Annotated in this window: 15 protein-coding genes and 2 tRNA genes; 4 read left to right on the plus strand and 13 right to left on the minus strand. The window is 70.7% G+C overall.

The annotated features are described in order from the left end of the window. Window positions 1-27: 27 nt before the first annotated feature. A complete protein-coding gene (locus Q0D75_RS10005) occupies window positions 28-606 on the plus strand; it encodes a PadR family transcriptional regulator (protein WP_291052635.1) in 579 nt (192 codons plus the stop codon). Here the strand turns inward: Q0D75_RS10005 and Q0D75_RS10010 are convergent. From Q0D75_RS10010 to Q0D75_RS10030, 5 genes are all read right to left on the minus strand, one after another. Beyond that, entirely contained in the window at window positions 538-2,913 is a 2,376-nt protein-coding gene (locus Q0D75_RS10010; RefSeq protein ID WP_291052638.1) for a DUF3488 and transglutaminase-like domain-containing protein, read from the minus strand. The genes Q0D75_RS10005 and Q0D75_RS10010 overlap by 69 nt on opposite strands. Beyond that, on the minus strand, window positions 2,910-4,250 hold the full coding sequence (locus Q0D75_RS10015) for a DUF58 domain-containing protein (protein ID WP_291052640.1): 1,341 nt from the start codon (window positions 4,248-4,250) through the stop codon (window positions 2,910-2,912). Before Q0D75_RS10015 ends, Q0D75_RS10010 begins: the two co-directional genes overlap by 4 nt. Window positions 4,251-4,260: 10 nt before the next feature. Further along, window positions 4,261-5,196 carry an AAA family ATPase gene (locus Q0D75_RS10020; protein ID WP_291052727.1) on the minus strand — a complete coding sequence of 312 codons (936 nt, stop codon included), beginning with the start codon at window positions 5,194-5,196 and terminating at the stop codon, window positions 4,261-4,263. Window positions 5,197-5,276: 80 nt separating this feature from the next. Next, window positions 5,277-5,720: a hypothetical protein gene (locus Q0D75_RS10025; protein WP_291052644.1), complete on the minus strand. Its 444-nt coding sequence runs from the start codon at window positions 5,718-5,720 to the stop codon at window positions 5,277-5,279. Window positions 5,721-5,827: 107 nt separating this feature from the next. After that, the gene (locus tag Q0D75_RS10030) at window positions 5,828-5,983 is read right to left on the minus strand and encodes a hypothetical protein (protein ID WP_291052647.1); all 156 of its coding nucleotides are present in this window, start codon (window positions 5,981-5,983) and stop codon (window positions 5,828-5,830) included. A 572-nt stretch (window positions 5,984-6,555) separates the two neighbouring features. On the opposite strand from Q0D75_RS10030, the gene Q0D75_RS10035 reads away from it, so the two are divergent. Together Q0D75_RS10035 and Q0D75_RS10040 are read left to right on the plus strand one after the other, a co-directional pair. Beyond that, entirely contained in the window at window positions 6,556-7,530 is a 975-nt protein-coding gene (locus tag Q0D75_RS10035; protein WP_291052650.1) for an alpha/beta hydrolase, read from the plus strand. A gap of 84 nt (window positions 7,531-7,614) precedes the next feature. Further along, entirely contained in the window at window positions 7,615-8,631 is a 1,017-nt protein-coding gene (locus Q0D75_RS10040; protein ID WP_291052653.1) for a helix-turn-helix domain-containing protein, read from the plus strand. Window positions 8,632-8,756: 125 nt separating this feature from the next. On the opposite strand, the gene Q0D75_RS10045 is transcribed toward Q0D75_RS10040, so the two are convergent. The 3 genes from Q0D75_RS10045 to Q0D75_RS10055 form a co-directional block, all read right to left on the minus strand. Beyond that, window positions 8,757-8,830 (minus strand) — tRNA-Ile (locus tag Q0D75_RS10045). A gap of 83 nt (window positions 8,831-8,913) precedes the next feature. After that, window positions 8,914-10,140, minus strand: a complete 1,227-nt coding sequence (locus Q0D75_RS10050) for a glycosyltransferase (protein ID WP_291052655.1) — start codon at window positions 10,138-10,140, stop codon at window positions 8,914-8,916. A gap of 73 nt (window positions 10,141-10,213) precedes the next feature. Further along, window positions 10,214-11,128, minus strand: a complete 915-nt coding sequence (locus Q0D75_RS10055; protein ID WP_291052658.1) for a DMT family transporter — start codon at window positions 11,126-11,128, stop codon at window positions 10,214-10,216. Between the two features lie 42 nt (window positions 11,129-11,170). Between Q0D75_RS10055 and def the strand changes: the two genes are divergently transcribed. Next, on the plus strand, window positions 11,171-11,737 hold the full coding sequence (def, locus tag Q0D75_RS10060; protein WP_291052660.1) for a peptide deformylase: 567 nt from the start codon (window positions 11,171-11,173) through the stop codon (window positions 11,735-11,737). Between the two features lie 60 nt (window positions 11,738-11,797). Here def and Q0D75_RS10065 read toward each other — a convergent pair whose 3' ends face one another. From Q0D75_RS10065 to Q0D75_RS10085, 5 genes are all read right to left on the minus strand, one after another. Further along, window positions 11,798-12,103: an AzlD domain-containing protein gene (locus tag Q0D75_RS10065; protein ID WP_291052663.1), complete on the minus strand. Its 306-nt coding sequence runs from the start codon at window positions 12,101-12,103 to the stop codon at window positions 11,798-11,800. Next, window positions 12,103-12,834, minus strand: coding sequence for an AzlC family ABC transporter permease (locus Q0D75_RS10070; RefSeq protein ID WP_291052666.1), 732 nt, complete (start codon window positions 12,832-12,834; stop codon window positions 12,103-12,105). The genes Q0D75_RS10065 and Q0D75_RS10070 overlap by 1 nt, the downstream gene beginning before the upstream one ends. Window positions 12,835-12,976: 142 nt before the next feature. Next, window positions 12,977-13,049, minus strand: a tRNA-Asn gene (locus Q0D75_RS10075). A gap of 97 nt (window positions 13,050-13,146) precedes the next feature. Continuing rightward, window positions 13,147-14,085 carry a D-isomer specific 2-hydroxyacid dehydrogenase family protein gene (locus Q0D75_RS10080; RefSeq protein ID WP_291052668.1) on the minus strand — a complete coding sequence of 313 codons (939 nt, stop codon included), beginning with the start codon at window positions 14,083-14,085 and terminating at the stop codon, window positions 13,147-13,149. Then, a complete protein-coding gene (locus Q0D75_RS10085; RefSeq protein ID WP_291052670.1) occupies window positions 14,078-15,010 on the minus strand; it encodes an ATP-binding cassette domain-containing protein in 933 nt (310 codons plus the stop codon). Before Q0D75_RS10085 ends, Q0D75_RS10080 begins: the two co-directional genes overlap by 8 nt. Between the last annotated feature and the right edge of the window lie 25 nt (window positions 15,011-15,035).

Here is a 15,035-nt window from a genome sequence, read left to right on the forward strand (position 1 = left end):
CACCGCGAGGCCGAAGGATGGAGGGCGATGTCGATCCGTTCCGGCATCCTGTTCCTGCTCGGCACGGCGGATGCGTACGGCCTGCAGATCCACGGCGAGCTCGAAGAGCGCACCGACCGCGTGGGCCGCATCAACGTCGGCCAGATCTACTCCACCCTCGATCGGCTCAGCACGGCCGGCCTGGTGCGCATCGCGGGGAGCACCGACGACGGGCTCCCGCTCTACGGCCTCACCACCGACGGACGACTGGTGCGCGACGAGTGGCTCGCCGAGACGACCGTCGACACCGCATCCGCCTGGCCGGACATGGTGTTCAAAGTGCTGCTGGTCGGCAGCCTCGACGACGCGGCAGGCAGCACGCTGCTTCAGCGCTATCGCCGCGCCTGGCACGAGCACAGCGACGAGGCGGGGCCGAACTCGCCGGTCACGCAGAACTCCCCCACCGCCCTGGCGCAGGGCCGGCTCGCGGATGCGGCACTCGGCTGGCTCGACGACCTCGAGTTGCTTCCCGGCGGTCTCGCCGCGCTCGGCCGCCCGCTACGGAACGAGCGACCCCGGCGCGGACGTCGTCCGGCCACGGCGCCCGCGGAGACGGCTGAGCAGTGAGAACGGCAGCAGCCGGGCACGGGAGCGCTCGGCACGGCTCGCGCCGAGTTCCAGCGCCCTGATCAGCGCTTCGAGATCGCTCCGGATGCCGGCGCGCCGCACCGCATCCGTGCTCTCGGGATGCGCGTACTGCTCGAACTCCACCCGCAGCCGCAGTCGCTCGAGGGCGCCTTCGGGCAGCGTCAGCTCCTCCCGCACGCGCCGGTCGAGATCGTGCAGGGTGTCCCCCGCGGAGCGCTGCACCCGGTAGTCGTCGAGGGTGTCTTCGAGCTCGGTCCAGGCCAGGGTGCCCGGCAGAGCTGCGGTGTCGAGCTCGCGCAGACGCCGTCGCCGGAGCATCCGGCGCACTGAGAACGGCGCGAGGCCGATCACGGCGATCGCGCCCAGAATCGCGGCGAAGACCCCCCAGCCGCGTAGCTGACCGAGCGCGATCTGCTCGGGGCTCTGCGCGCCCTGCCCGTTCAGGATGTCGGGGCGTTCGTTGGGCGCGGCCGTCGAGGTGCTGCTCGGCTGAGATGTCGAGGCGCTGCCCGAGGCGCCGGCCTGCGCGTAGTCGGGGAGGCTGTAGTCGGGTGGGGTGATGTTCAGGCCCGGAGTGGGCTCGAAGGGCAGCCAGCCGATGCCGTCGAAGTACAGCTCGGGCCAAGCGTGCAGCTGATCGGTGTAGACCTCGTAGACGGGAAGGCCGTCGGCGGTGTCATCGGCCTGCTGCCCGGGTGCATAGCCCACGGCGATCCGTGACGGGATGCCGAGCGTGCGCGCCATCACGGCCATCGCGCCGGCGAAATGCACGCAGTAGCCCTCCTTCTGAGCCAGGAAGTCGGCGATGGCCAGCGCGTTGTCGCTGTCGTAGCCGTTGCTGACCGGAGCGGAGAGCGAATACCGGAACTCCCCTGACCGGAAGTACTCCTGCAGGGCCACGGCCTGGTCGTAGTTCGTGGCCGCTCCCCCGGCGACGGTGGCCGCGGTCTCGGCGATCACGGGCGGCAGATCCGGCGGCAGCGCCAGGAAGCCGCTGATCGCATCCGGCACCACGGCGCCCGCCGCTGCCAGCTGCTCGGCGGTCGGCTGGATGTCCAGGCCCGTGACCTGATAGTTCAAACCGCGCGTGTCGCCCCGCAGGTCGGTGACCGTGAAGGTGCCCGGGGTGAGCAGCCAGTCACCGCTCAGCTGCTCCACCTTCTGGGTCGGATACGGCAGCGGCAGCCAGTCGCTGCGCAGGGCCGCGATCGACACCGAGGTCGAGGACTGCACGGTGGGCACGTCGGCGGCCAGTCCGGGCGGCGTGCCGAAATCCTGCCCGTCGTAGCCCACCGCGTCGTAGGGCGACTCCGGCTCCCACAGGCCGGTCGAGAAATCGCCCAGGTTGACCATCTTGAGGTAGAGCCCCTCTTCGGAGGTCGTGCTGTAGGTCAGGGAGAGCAGGGGATCGCTGCGGCGCAGATCCCGGCCGAGCTGGATGGTGGGGTCGACCCCGGTGGCGTAGACCGAGGGGAATCGGCCGGTGCCCGACTCCTCGGCGAGTGAATCGGCGGTGAGGCCCGGCGTGATCGCGGGCAGCACGACCATCGCGGCGATCGCGGCCACCGACATCCCGACCGCGAGCAGCGGGTTGCGACCGCCCCCGCCGCGCAGCCTCGGGCCGCGCGGCCCGTCGACACCGATCCGGGAGCCGCACCAGAGCATCAGCAGGAAGGCCGCCGCCGTGGCCACGTAGACCGGCACATTCGGGTCGACGTGCCGCACGAGCGGCGCCACCGCGAGCACGGCCAGCGGACCCAGCCCGCCGAGCACCGGCGCCCGCAGCCCGGTGGCGAGCCCGTCCGACACGATGGCGATCAGTCCGACCGCCATCACCATCAGCTGCAGGATGGGACCGTCGGCTACCGCCGGCACCTCCTGCTGGGCGATGGAGAGGCCCGCGTCGGCGAGATCGACCGAGAGGTCGGTGAGCGTGGCGGGTGTCGGGAAGACGAACCAGAGACTGTCACCGGCGTACAGCACCAGCACCAGGGCGGCCCACACCACCGCGCCCGCCGCGATCACCACCAACTCGGGTGCCCCCCAGGCCCGCAGCGCGGTCATCACCCCGAGCAGAAGCAGCACGATGCTCATCGTGGCGAACCACCAGCCGAGCCCCTGCAGCACGGGGGCGAGCCCGAGCAGGGCGGCCCCGAGGCACACGGCGACCGCCAGCGAGCTCTTCCAGGCGCCACTGCGGGCCTCGCGACGGATCTGGGGGGCGGGCCGGCGGTTGCCGGGGAGAGCACCGGAGGCGAACGGGCGGGCGGATCGGCGGGAGCTCATGCGATCCCCCGCGCCTCGCCGAGCGACCGCCACAGCTCCGCGAGCCGATCGGACGATCCCACGGGGACGACGTTCCAGCCGGCCTGCCGCAGTTCGAAACCGACGGCCCCCGGCCGGCCGACTACGAAGGCGACCGGATGCGACGACATCGCCGCGAGATCGCGCAGCCGGGACGCGGCGAGCGGGCCGGCGCCGCCCCGGGGGCCGGGCCTCCCGGCGGGCTCGTCGCGCTCGGCGACCAGGGCGAACACGGGCGGCGCGTCGGGCGAGGTGAGGGAGGCCTCCGCGACGGCGGCGCGGAACGCATCCGCGTCGTCCGGCCCGTCGCTCCGCGCGAATGCCAGCTCACGCACCAGCGCCGACTGGCCGTGCGGGGCGAGGAACGAGCCGTCGGCCTGCGGCTCGTGCCGACCCAGGGAGTGCCCGACGATCCGCACGCCGTAGCCCTCGGTCACCAGGTGCACGCCGATCGACGCGGCGGCGCTCACCGCCCACTCGAAGGCCGCATCCGGTTCGCCGGCGCCCCGCTGGGAACGGCCGGCCGCCCTCTCCCGATCGGCGAAGGAGGCGGCGTCGAGCAGGATCACCGCGTCTTGGTCGTTGCGCTGATCGTCTTGCCGCACCATCAGCTCGCCGTGCTTGGCGGTGGCGGGCCAGTGCACCCGCCGGATGGAGTCGCCCGGCAGGTACTTGCGGGCGATCACGTCTTGCTCGCCGGCGCCGATGAGACGCCGGGAGACCTGCTCGGCGCCGTCGCCGGTGGCGAGCCGGAGGTCGATCCGGGCGAGCTCGAACACCTCGGGAGTCACCAGGACGGTGTCGGTCGAGCCGAAGGTCAAGCGCCGGAGGGCACAGCCGAAGGGATCGCTCAGCGTGAGGGTGAACGGCCCGATCTCGTGCGCTCCCCGCACCCGGGTGTCGAGCCGGTACCGCAGCTGCGTCACGCCCGGCTCGTCCAGCGCCGAGGAGAGGTAGGCGGGCAGCGCGTCCAGCGCTGCCGGCGGGCTGGGCCGCACGGGGGCGGAGGCGCCCTCCGACCAGACGGCGGCGGGGGTGCGCACGCTCCCCCAGTTCTGCAGGAAGGTGTTGACCACCACCAGCTGACCGACCGACCCCGACTCGGGGGCGAAGCGGCGGCGCACCGAGATGGCGATCCGGCGAAGCACCACCCAGGCGAACGAGAACACCGGTACGGCGAGCAGGAAGCAGGCGAGGTAGGCGAGCTCCTGGCGCCGGAACACCTGCGTGAGCACGAACACCACCACGGCGGCCGCGATCAGCCCCCAGCCGCGCGCGGTAGGCCGCGGAACGGAGCGAGGTGGGCGATGAGCGGCCATCGGCGCCGGATCAGCTCGTGCGGGTTCTGCTGAGCGGCACCGGGGTGGCCGCCACGATCGCCCGCAGCGCGGTCGCGATGGCCTCGGCTCCGCCTCCGCGGGCGTCACTGGCCGCTCGCCGCGTGGCGACGATGCGGTGGGCGAGCACGGGCACCACGAGCTGGTTCACGTCGTCGGGCACCACGAACTCGCGACCGCTCAGGGCGGCCAGCACCTTCGCGGCGCGCACCAGGTGCAGGGTGCCGCGCGGGCTGGATCCCAGACGGAACTCCGGGTGCCCCCGCGTGGCCTGCACGATCGACACCACATACGACTCCACCGCACGGCTGACGTAGATGGAGCGGGCGGTGAGGATCATCGCCGCGAGTTGCGGCTTGTCGACCACCGGCCGCAGCGCATCCAGCGGGCTGACGCTCTCGCGGTTGTGCAGCATGATGAGCTCGGCGGCGGCATCCGGGTACCCCATCGAGATGCGGGCCATGAAACGGTCGCGCTGCGCCTCGGGGAGAGCGTAGGTGCCCTCCATCTCGATCGGGTTCTGGGTGGCCACCACGATGAACGGGGGTTCGAGCGGATGCGTGGTGCCATCGATCGACACCTGCCCCTCTTCCATGCACTCCAGGAGCGCCGACTGGGTCTTCGGCGAGGCGCGGTTGATCTCGTCGGCGATCACGATGTTGGCGAACACCGCGCCGCGCTTGAACTCGAAGGCGTGGTCGACCTGGTTGTAGATCGAGACGCCCGTGACGTCGGAGGGAAGCAGGTCGGGGGTGAACTGGATGCGGCTGACGGTGCATCCGACGCTCGTCGCCAACGCCTTGGCCAGGGTGGTCTTGCCCACGCCGGGCACGTCTTCGACCAGCAGGTGACCCTCGGCGATCAGCACGATCAGCGCGAGGGTCGCCGCCTCGGTCTTGCCGTCGATGACGCTCTCGAGGTTGGCCATGATCGCCGAGGTGTGACCGCCGAACTCCTCCAGCGTGAGCGGGGCGGCGGCGAACCCGGCCGCGGCGGCGGCTTCGGGCGTCACGGGCGGCGATCCGAGCGTCGGACCGCGCGACGGTCGGAGCGGGAGGCCAGCAGGAAGATGCTGCCCACGAGGGTGCCGAGGCCGAGCACGATCAGCCACGGCGAGAACTGCATGGCAACGATGGAGAAGTAGTCGGGGCCGCCGCCCTCGGTGCCGTAGTAGGAGCGGGCGCCATAGGCCATCCCGGCGATGCCGAAGACCACGAAGACGGCACCGGCGACCCAGATGGCGATCAGGAAGCGGTCGATGTACCGCACGGGCGCCTGCAGAGGCTCCTCCCCGTTCTGCTCGCCGTCGAACAGACGCGGGTCGTCGCGATCGGGAACGCTCAGGCCGAACGGATCGAACTCCTCGGATGCGGCCGGCCTGTCGTCGAACCCGGGTTGGAAGGCCACGTCGAACCTCGAATCGAACCCGCGGTCACTGCTGGTCTCGCGCACGCTGCTCCTTGAGTGTCGGATCGAGGCGCCGTCGTCGCCGCCGTCCTCCCACGATAGGCGGACCCTCCGTCATCCGCGACCCTGCGGATTCCCAGCTACGCCAGGGCTCAGGCCGCGAACTTGACGATCGCGAAGGCCACCAGGGCGGCGGTGCCGGCGATCAACGCCGTCCAGCCGAGAATCTGCACGAGGCGACGGCCGGTGAACCGCTCCCAGAACGAGTGCAGTTCGGGCCGGTAGAACTGCGCCTGCTCCGGCCGCACCGGTGCGCTCGGGAGTGCCGCTGCACGGCGACTCGGGAGTGCCTCTGCAGGGCGAGGCGCGAGTGCCTCTGCAGGGCGAGGCGCGAGTGCCTCTGCAGGGCGAGGCGCGAGTGCCTCTGCAGGGCGAGGCGCGTTCACGTGACGGGACGCGCGGAGGGGCAGCGCATCCGGAGCCTGTGCGCTGTCGCTCTCGGGCCGGATGCGGCTCAGACGGGCCGCCGATCGCGGGGAAGCCGCGCGCTCGGCAGTATCCGGTGCTCCCGCCGCGAAGTGTTCGAGGGCGTCGAAAGTGAGCGGGTCGGCGCTGGACATGTCTCTCCTCGTGCAGGGCTGCGGATCGCCTGCGCCGGGATGGGTGGTCCACGACTGTGCGGCCGAGCTGATCTTCGTCTGTAGCATAGCGATGGCCGACGGAGATGCGAAATTCATGCGCTGTTCACGCCCCGTGCACGCCCGCCGATTGGCGGCCGGGAGGGCCTCATCCGCGTGGGCTTGGCGGTTGAGTCGTGCTCGGCACGGTCTCAGGATGGGTGCAGGCCACAACGCCGTGGCCACGACCGATGGAGGTCAGCATGACGACACACACCAACCCCGCTCCCCCGTTCGACGTCGAACTCCAAGCCGTGCTCGCCGCCGTCGGCGAGATGCTGCCGTCGACCGTCACCCCGGAGCTGATCGGCCCGCTGCGGCAGGGCGGGCTGGGCGCCCCGCCGATCTCCGACCTCATCGGAGACCGGCCGATCCGGCATGAGGAGCGCATCGTGGCAGGGCCCGAGGGCGCACCCGACATCACGGTGTCCATCTTCAGCCGCACCGATCACGTCGCCGGAGGCCCGGGGATCTACCACACGCACGGCGGCGGGATGATCATCGGCGACCGATTCACCGGTGCGGACGAATTCCTCTCCTGGGTGCTGGAGTTCGACGCCGTCGTCGTGTCGGTGGAGTACCGGCTCGCACCCGAGAACCCCGACCCGGCGCCCGTCGACGACTGCTATGCCGGACTGGTGTGGTTCGCCGACCATGCCGAGGAGCTCGGTGTCGACCCGCACCGCGTCGTCATCGGCGGAGCCAGCGCCGGCGGCGGGCTCGCGGCGGGTGTGGCGCTGAAAGCCCGCGATCTCGGCGGCCCCGCACTCGCCGGGCAGCTGCTGATCTACCCGATGCTCGACGACCGCAACGAGACGATCTCGAGCCGGCAGATCGACGGCTTCGGCGTGTGGGACCGCGGGAGCAACGACACGGGCTGGAACGCCTTGCTCGGAGACCGTCGGAAGACCGACGACGTATCGATCTATGCGGCGCCCGCTCGAGCATCCGACCTCAGCGGACTGGCTCCCGCCTTCATCGACGTGGCCACGGCCGAGGTGTTCCGCGACGAGGACGTCGCGTACGCGACCCGCATCTGGGAGCAGGGCGGCATCGCCGAGCTGCACGTCTGGCCGGGCGGATTCCACGGATTCGACGCCATGGCGCCGCAGGCGGCGCTCTCGCTGGAGGCCAGGGCGGCCCGCGTGGCGTGGCTGCGCCGCATCCTCGGCTCCTGAACCGGTTCTCTGCCCCGCCCTCGCCCGCGCCCTCGCCGTCGCGGGTTAGGGTGGGGCAGACGACAGCTAGCGGGAACGGCGACGATGCAGGAACTCGTGGGTCGACTGACGGCTCTAGACGCCACAGCGACGGAATCACTCAAGGTCATCTCGTACTTCGACGCGCTCGTCGACGGCCACGCGAACGTCGAGGTTCTGCTGCGTGGCGCCGCGATCCTGAGCGGATGCGCCGCCGGCTTCAGCGTGGACGGGCGCACCGTGCGTGTCGACGACTCGGGCGCGCGCCGAGCCGGCCCGCCGGGCGACTGGGCCTCCCACGCCTTCGGCGACGGGGGCCGCGCCTGGATCGAGCGTGACGGAGCGCCCCACACCAACGACGCCATGATCCTGGAGCGGCTGGCGCTCGCGCTCGACATCGCCGTCGAGCGCACGTCCCCCACGGCGGCCTCTCGCCGCGCCCTCGAGTCCGTCCTGGATCCCGACAGCACCGCCGAGGCGCGGTCGTCCGCGATCGCGCGGTTGCGTCTGGACGCCGGATCGGCCTATCGGGCAGTCGCCGTGCCGGCCTCCACGGCCTGGAGCATGACCGATTCCCCGAGCGTCGTGCTGCGGACCCCGGTCGGATCGGTGCGCGCCCTGATTCTGGAAGCGCGCGCCGCAAACGCTCTCGACCGTGCGGGGCAGGAGCGGATGGGTATCGGCCCCGCCGTCGCACCGGAAGCGCTCGACACGTCGTGGGCATCGGCTCTGGTGGCTCTCCGTCTCACCTCGCTCCGGGAACCCGTGCAGGAGGCCGATCGGCTCGGCGTGATCCTGGCGCTGGCGGAGTCGGAGCACGCGGCCCGCACCGCTCCGGATGTCGATGCGGTGGCGGAGCTGATCCGCACGCAGCCCCAGCTGGAGCCGTTCCTGGATGCCCTGGCCGAGGCCGAGAGCGTGCGCGCGGCCGCCCAGCAGTTGCGGCTGCACCACTCCACGGTGCAGGCCAAGGTGACGGCCCTCGAGCACTCGCTCGGTTTCGACGTGCGCACCCCACGAGGCCGCGTGCGTCTCACTCTGGCGCTCGCCCTCCACCGCCTGGCCCAGAACCGCTTCGACTGACCGGCCCACGCCTACCGGCCAGACCGCCCCGACCGGTATTCCTTGTCGTCACGGCGCTGCACGCGGACGTGCTCCGGCTCTCGTCGGTCCCCCATGCGCACGACCGCACCCCTCGAGACCTCCGGTAGGGCGGACGGGACTTGAACCCGTGACCGACGGATTATGAGTCCGCTGCTCTAACCAGCTGAGCTACCGCCCCGTGGGCGCAGCATCCGGAACCCGGGGCGCGACCGCGAGACCACGATACCGTCTCGGGGAGGCCGTGCCGGGCAACGGGGCCGGTCAGGACGAGGGCGCGTCGGTGTCGGGCACGTGCGCCGGCGGCACGACGCGGGGGTCGGTGACGGGCTCGCCTCGATAGAGGTGCTCGAACGTCGTGAGGGTGCGGTCGATGTCGTGAGCCGCGACGATCGAGAGCGACTCGTTCTTCATCGCGTCGAAGCCCTCTTGCGGAGCGCGGAGCACCGTCTCGAGTTTGGCGGCCAGATCCTTCGCATTACCCGGGGTGAACAGGTATCCGTTCTGGCCGTCGTGCACGAGGTGCGGCAACGCCATCGCGTCGGCGGCCACCACGGGCAGGCCACTGGCCATGGCCTCCATCGTGGCGATGCTCTGCAGCTCGGCGATCGAGGGCATGGCGAACACCGTCGAGCGCGTGTAGGCGCGGCGCAGCTCCTCTTCGGTGACGTACCCCGTGAAGGTGGTGCGGTCGCCGATGCCGAGCTGGTTGGCCATCGTCTGCAGGTTCTTCAGCTGGTCGCCGCCGCCCACGATCTCGAGTTGCACGTTCAGGTCGGCCGGCAGAAGCTTCACCGCGTTCAGCAGCACGTCGATGTGCTTCTCACCGGTGACCCGGCCCACGAACAGGATGCGGTTCTCGGTGCGCGGAGTGAAATCGGCCTGGTAGTTGTCGACGTTGATGCCGCAGGAGATGGCGTAGATGTTCTGGATGCCGGTGGCCTTCTCGAAGAAGTCGGCCGCACGGCGTGTGGGAGCGGTCACGGCGTCGGCGCGGATGAACGACCGGCGGGCCGCCGCCCAGGCCAGGCCGATCGCCCAGTCCTGCAGGAACTTCGGGATGCCGGTGAAGGCCATCATGTTCTCGGGCATCACGTGATTGGTTCCGACGATGCGGATGCCGCGCTTCTTCGCCTCGCTCGAGACGCCGCGGCCCACGATGATGTGCGACTGGAAGTGCACCACATCCGGCTTCACCTCGTCGATGATGCGGGCGCTGTTCTGCTGGATCCGCCACGGCAGCGCGAAGGTGAGCCAGTCGTGCGGGTACCAGCGCCAGCTGTAGAGCCGGTGCACGGTGATCTTCTGGCCGTCGTAGATCTCGGTGCGGGTGCCGACGGGCTGCTTGGCCGAGGGCGAAACCACGTGCACGTCGTGCCCGCGCGAGGCGAGGCCCGAGGCGAGGTGCTCGGAGAAGCGAGCGGATCCGTTCACGTCGGGCGAGAACGTGTCGGCTCCGATCAGGATGCGGAGCGGCCGGGAGTCTGTCAAACCGTGTCTTTCTCAGGGGTCTGGCTCAGGGTGGTCTGGCGGGGATTCGCCGAGGGCTAGCTACGAAACTACCTCAACGCTGGGCCTGAGGGTGGTAGCGGGCGAGTCCGAACACGCCCAGGATCGCCACGGCTCCGAACGCGAGGTAGGCGAAGAGCGCCCAGACCGGAGCCTGCGACGCCTCGCCGAGCACCAGGATGCCGATGCCGACCGCCACCAGGGGGTCGATGACGGTGAGCCCGGCGATCACCAGGTCGGGCGGGCCCGAGCTGTAGGCGTTCTGCACGAAGTAGCCGCCGAGCGCGAAGGCGGCGATCAGGCCGATCAGGGCGAGGATGGTGAGCGCATCGAACTGCCCCTGGAACAGCCGCGAGATGAGCACCTTGGCGAGCGTCGCGACGAAACCGTAGAGCACGCCAGCGCCCACGATGTAGGCGATCGCCTTGAAGCTCTTGCCGAGCACGATGAAGGCCACGGCGAACAGCACCAGCACGACCGCGAGGACGATCAGGATGGTCACCAGGTTGCCCGCGGTGACCGGCTTGTCGACGGCGGTGAATGCCGCGACGAGCACGAACAACCCCACTCCGCCCACGCACAGCACGATGGAGATCACCGAGCTGCGGTTCAGCTTCACCTTGCTGATGCGGGAGTTGAGCACGGCCGTGATCACGAGGGCCACCGCGCCGAGCGGCTGCACCACGATGATCGGCGAGAAGCCGAGGCTGGTGAGCTGGAAGACGACGGCCAGGCCCAGCATGAGCGTGCCGAGCACCCAGGAGGGCCGGGCTAGCAGCGCGAACATCTGGCGGGAGCTGAGACCCTTCACGGCATCGCCGTGCTTGGCCTCGACCTTGGCGACCCCCCGATGCTGGAACTGGGCGCCGAGGCTGAGGAACACGGCGCCGACCAGCGCGATCGGGATGCCGATGAACTGCTTGGGATCGAGAGCTGTGGGCTCGCTGACGAGCAGCAGTTCGGGATGCACCCGACGACACTACCCCGCCGGCCTCGTGGATAGGCTTAGCGAATGGCCGTTCTCCCGATCCGGATCTCCGGAGACCCCGTCCTGCACTCCCCCGCGTCGCCGGTGGCCGAGATCGACGACGACCTGCGCACCCTCGTGGCCGACATGTTCGACACGATGGATGCCGCACCGGGCGTCGGCCTGGCCGGTCCGCAGGTGGGCGTGGGCCTGCGCGTGTTCGTCTACGGCTGGACCGATGACGACGACGTCGAGTACCGCGGCGTGGCGATCAACCCGGAGCTGTTCATCACTCCCACCCGGCCCGAGCCGGCCGATCCCGACGACGAGTCCGAGGGCTGCCTGTCGTTCCCGGGCGAGCGGTTCCCGCTCGTGCGCGGCGACAAGGCGCTGCTGCGCGCCACCGATCTCGACGGGCAGCGCTACGAGATCGAGGCCTCCGGCTGGCTGGCCCGCATCTTCCAGCACGAATTCGACCACCTCGACGGGCTGCTCTACGTCGACCGGATCGACCGGCCCTACGCCAAGGTCGCCGAGAAGATCGAGCGCAAGCGCGGCTGGGGCGTTCCCGGGTTCAGCTGGACCCCGGGCGTCGACGACGTCGAGCCCTGATCCGCCGATTCAGGTGGCGGCCTGGTTCCGGTGACGGCCGGGTTCAGGTGACGGCGCGGATCAGGTGACGGCGCGGATGAGCGCCGCCACGGCCGCCGCCGCGATCACCACCACCACGAAGGGCACCTTCAGGGCATAGAGCACGCCCGCCACGAGCACGGCGGGCAGGCGGGCGTCGATCTGGATCGACTGGCCGGCCCCGAAGGTCTGCACGGCGATCAGCGCCGACAGCAGGGCCACCGTGAGCAGGCTCGCGATGCGCGCCACGGTGGGGTGCGAGAACGCGCGCTCCGGCACGATGTAGCCCACGGTCTTCAGCGCCACGCAGATGACGGCGGCCAGGATGACGATGTTCCAGGCATTCATCAGGTCGCCTCCGCGTTGCCGCCGGGTGCGGCATCCGGTGTACCTTTCCGGCCGAGGATGTTGAAGCCGCCGACCACGATCGCGACCCCGGCCGCCACCAGCACGGGCAGCCCGGGCACCAGAACGGGCGTCAGCAGGGTCGCGACGAGTGCTGCGGCCACGGCGACCGCCTGCGTCTGCCGCTCCTTCAGGCGCGGCCACAGCAGTCCCAGGAAGGCGGCTGCGGCCGCCGCATCCAGCCCGTAGGCGCTGACGTCGCCGATCAGGTCGCCGATCAGCGCTCCGATCAGCGTGGTGAGGTTCCAGCCGAGGTAGATGGCGATTCCGGTCACCCAGAAACCCATCCGCTGGGCCGCGAGGGTGGGCTGGGCGATCGCCACCGCAGTCGATTCGTCGATGGTCAACTGGGCTGCCGCCGCGCGCTTGAAGAAGCCCGGGCCCACGATCGGCGCCATCCGGATCGAGTAGAACACGTTGCGGGTGCCGAGCAGGGCCGCGCTGGTGATGGCGGCGGGACCGGCCGCCAGGCCCCCCGAGGCGAGCACGCCGATCAGGGCGAACTGCGAGCCGCCGGTGAACATCACCAGGCTCAGGAAGCAGGTCTGCCAGACGTCGAGCCCCGAGAGCGTGGCCAGGGCGCCGAACGACACCCCGTAGACGGCGGTCGCGAGACCGACGGCGAGACCGTTGCGCAGGGCCGCTGTTTCGGCGGGGGTGCGCTCGGTCATCATCCGATGATGCCAGATGGCGTATGCCCCACCGGATGCCACCCGGGTGCTAGTGGCCTCGGGTGCCGGCAGCCTTCTGCCCACCCCCGCACGGCCGCCGGCCGGAAACGAAAAAGGCCCGGAGGGTGGAGCCTCCGGACCTTCGCTCCCCGACTTGGACTCGAACCAAGAACCTGCCGGTTAACAGCCGGCTGCTCTGCCAATTGAGCTATCGAGGAATGCTGCTGAATGAGCGTCAATACACTATCACGGAGTTCGGGGGCCCTTTGTCACGACGACGGCTTCGAGCCGTCGACGCCCGGTTCCGGGAGTCGGTCAGTAGCCGGCCGTGGGGTCGACGCGGCCCGTGAATTCGCCGGAGTCGAGGAAGGCGCGCACGTTCCGGCGGATGCGTTCCGCGAGCATCGGGGCGGTCATCTCGGGCGTGTCCGCCGAGTGCGGCGTGATGATCGCGTTCGGCGCCGACCAGAGCGGATGCCCCTCGGGAAGCGGCTCCGGATCGGTGACGTCGAGGCCGGCCCCGGCGATCGAACCCTCGTCGAGGGCAGTCACCAGAGCGTCGGTGTCGACCAGGCCGCCGCGGGCGACGTTGACCAGGAGAGCCGACCGCTTCATGCGCTCGAACTCGGCTGCCCCGAACATCTTGGCCGTGCCCCCGGTGAAGGCGGCGGCGACCACGACGAGATTGGCGTCGGGGAGCACCTCGTGCAGCCGCTCGGCGGTCACGGTTCGATCGGCACCCGGGACCGCGGCATCCTGGCGCCGCACGACGGTGCTGCGCACCTGGAACGGTTCGAGCAGGCGCAGCAGTTCGAGCGCGATGCCGCCCGCGCCGACGATCACCACGTCGAGCCCGTACAGCGAGGTCCCGGCCTTGCCGCCCCAGCTCGAGGCGCGCAGGCGGGTCGGCAGCTGCCGCAGCAGGGCGAGCGAGAGCGTGAGGGCGTGCTCGGCCACCGGCCGGGCGAAGGCGCCCTTCGCGCTGGTCCACACCAGGCCGGGGCGCGACTGCTCGCGGATGACCTCGGCGAAGGCGTCGACGCCCGCCCACGGCAATTGCACCCATTCGATCGACGGATGCTCGCGCAGGATCTGTCGCAACCCCTCCGGATCGCGATAGCTCAGCCAGACCAGACCCCGGGTCTCCGCCGAGAGCGGCGCGACGGTTCCGCCAGCCGATGCGACGGCCTCGGTGAACACCCGGTCGGCCTGCGGGAGCACGGCGATCGGCCCGGGCGTGGGGTGGTCAGGCACGGTCGGCGTCGTCGCCGGCTTCGCCGCGCTCGCCCTCGCCGTCGTAGCCCTCGCCGCCTTCGTCGTCGTAGCCGTCTTCGTCCGCGTCCTCGTCGTCGTAGTCGTCCTCGTCGACCTCGTCGACGTGCAGCTCCCGGGCCAGCCCGGCCACGTACGGATGCCGCGGGTCACCGAGAACCTCGTCGATCGTGCCGAGACCCACCACGACGCCCTCGTGGATGACCGCGATGCGGTCCACCGAGCGCCGCAGGGCATCGAGATCGTGGCTCACGATCAGCGCGCTGGCACCGCGGGAGCGCTGGAGCCCGGCGATCACGTCGATGACCGCGCCGCGCACCGACACGTCGACACCCGCGGTGGGCTCGTCGGCGATCAGCAGCACCGGGTCGAGGATCAGCCCCCGGGCCACAGCCACGCGCTGCCGCTGGCCGCTGGAGAGCTCGTGCGGCTGCTTCAGCATCGTGCCGACGGGCAGCAGGAGCGCGTCGACCAGGGTGGCGGCCTTCAGGCCGGCCTCCCGTCGATCGAAACGGCGATCCCGCAGGAAGAGCGGTTCGGCGACCAGCTCGGCGACCGTCATGTTCGAGGTGAGCTTGGAGCCGGCATCCTGAGCCACGTACCCCACGCCGGCGGTGAGCTTGCTCACCTTCGACCGCTTGATGCCACGCATCGTGTAGCCGAGCACGTCGAGCGTGCCGCCGACGATCCGCGGCGAGTTGTCTTTGGAGGTGCGCAGCGCCGCCTGACCCGAGGCCACGTGGGCGAGGGTCGACTTGCCCGAGCCGCTGGAGCCCACCAGACCGACGATCTCGCCGGGCGCGAGGGTGAGCGTGAAGCCTTTGACGGCGGTGAACGCCGAACTCACACTGTGTGCCGGGTATTCGATCGTCACGTCCGAAGCCGTGATCACATTTCGGTCAACCATGAGGCTTCGAGCCTATGCGGAAGCT

It is taken from the genome of Herbiconiux sp. (assembly GCF_023264855.1).
Lineage (GTDB): Bacteria > Actinomycetota > Actinomycetes > Actinomycetales > Microbacteriaceae > Herbiconiux.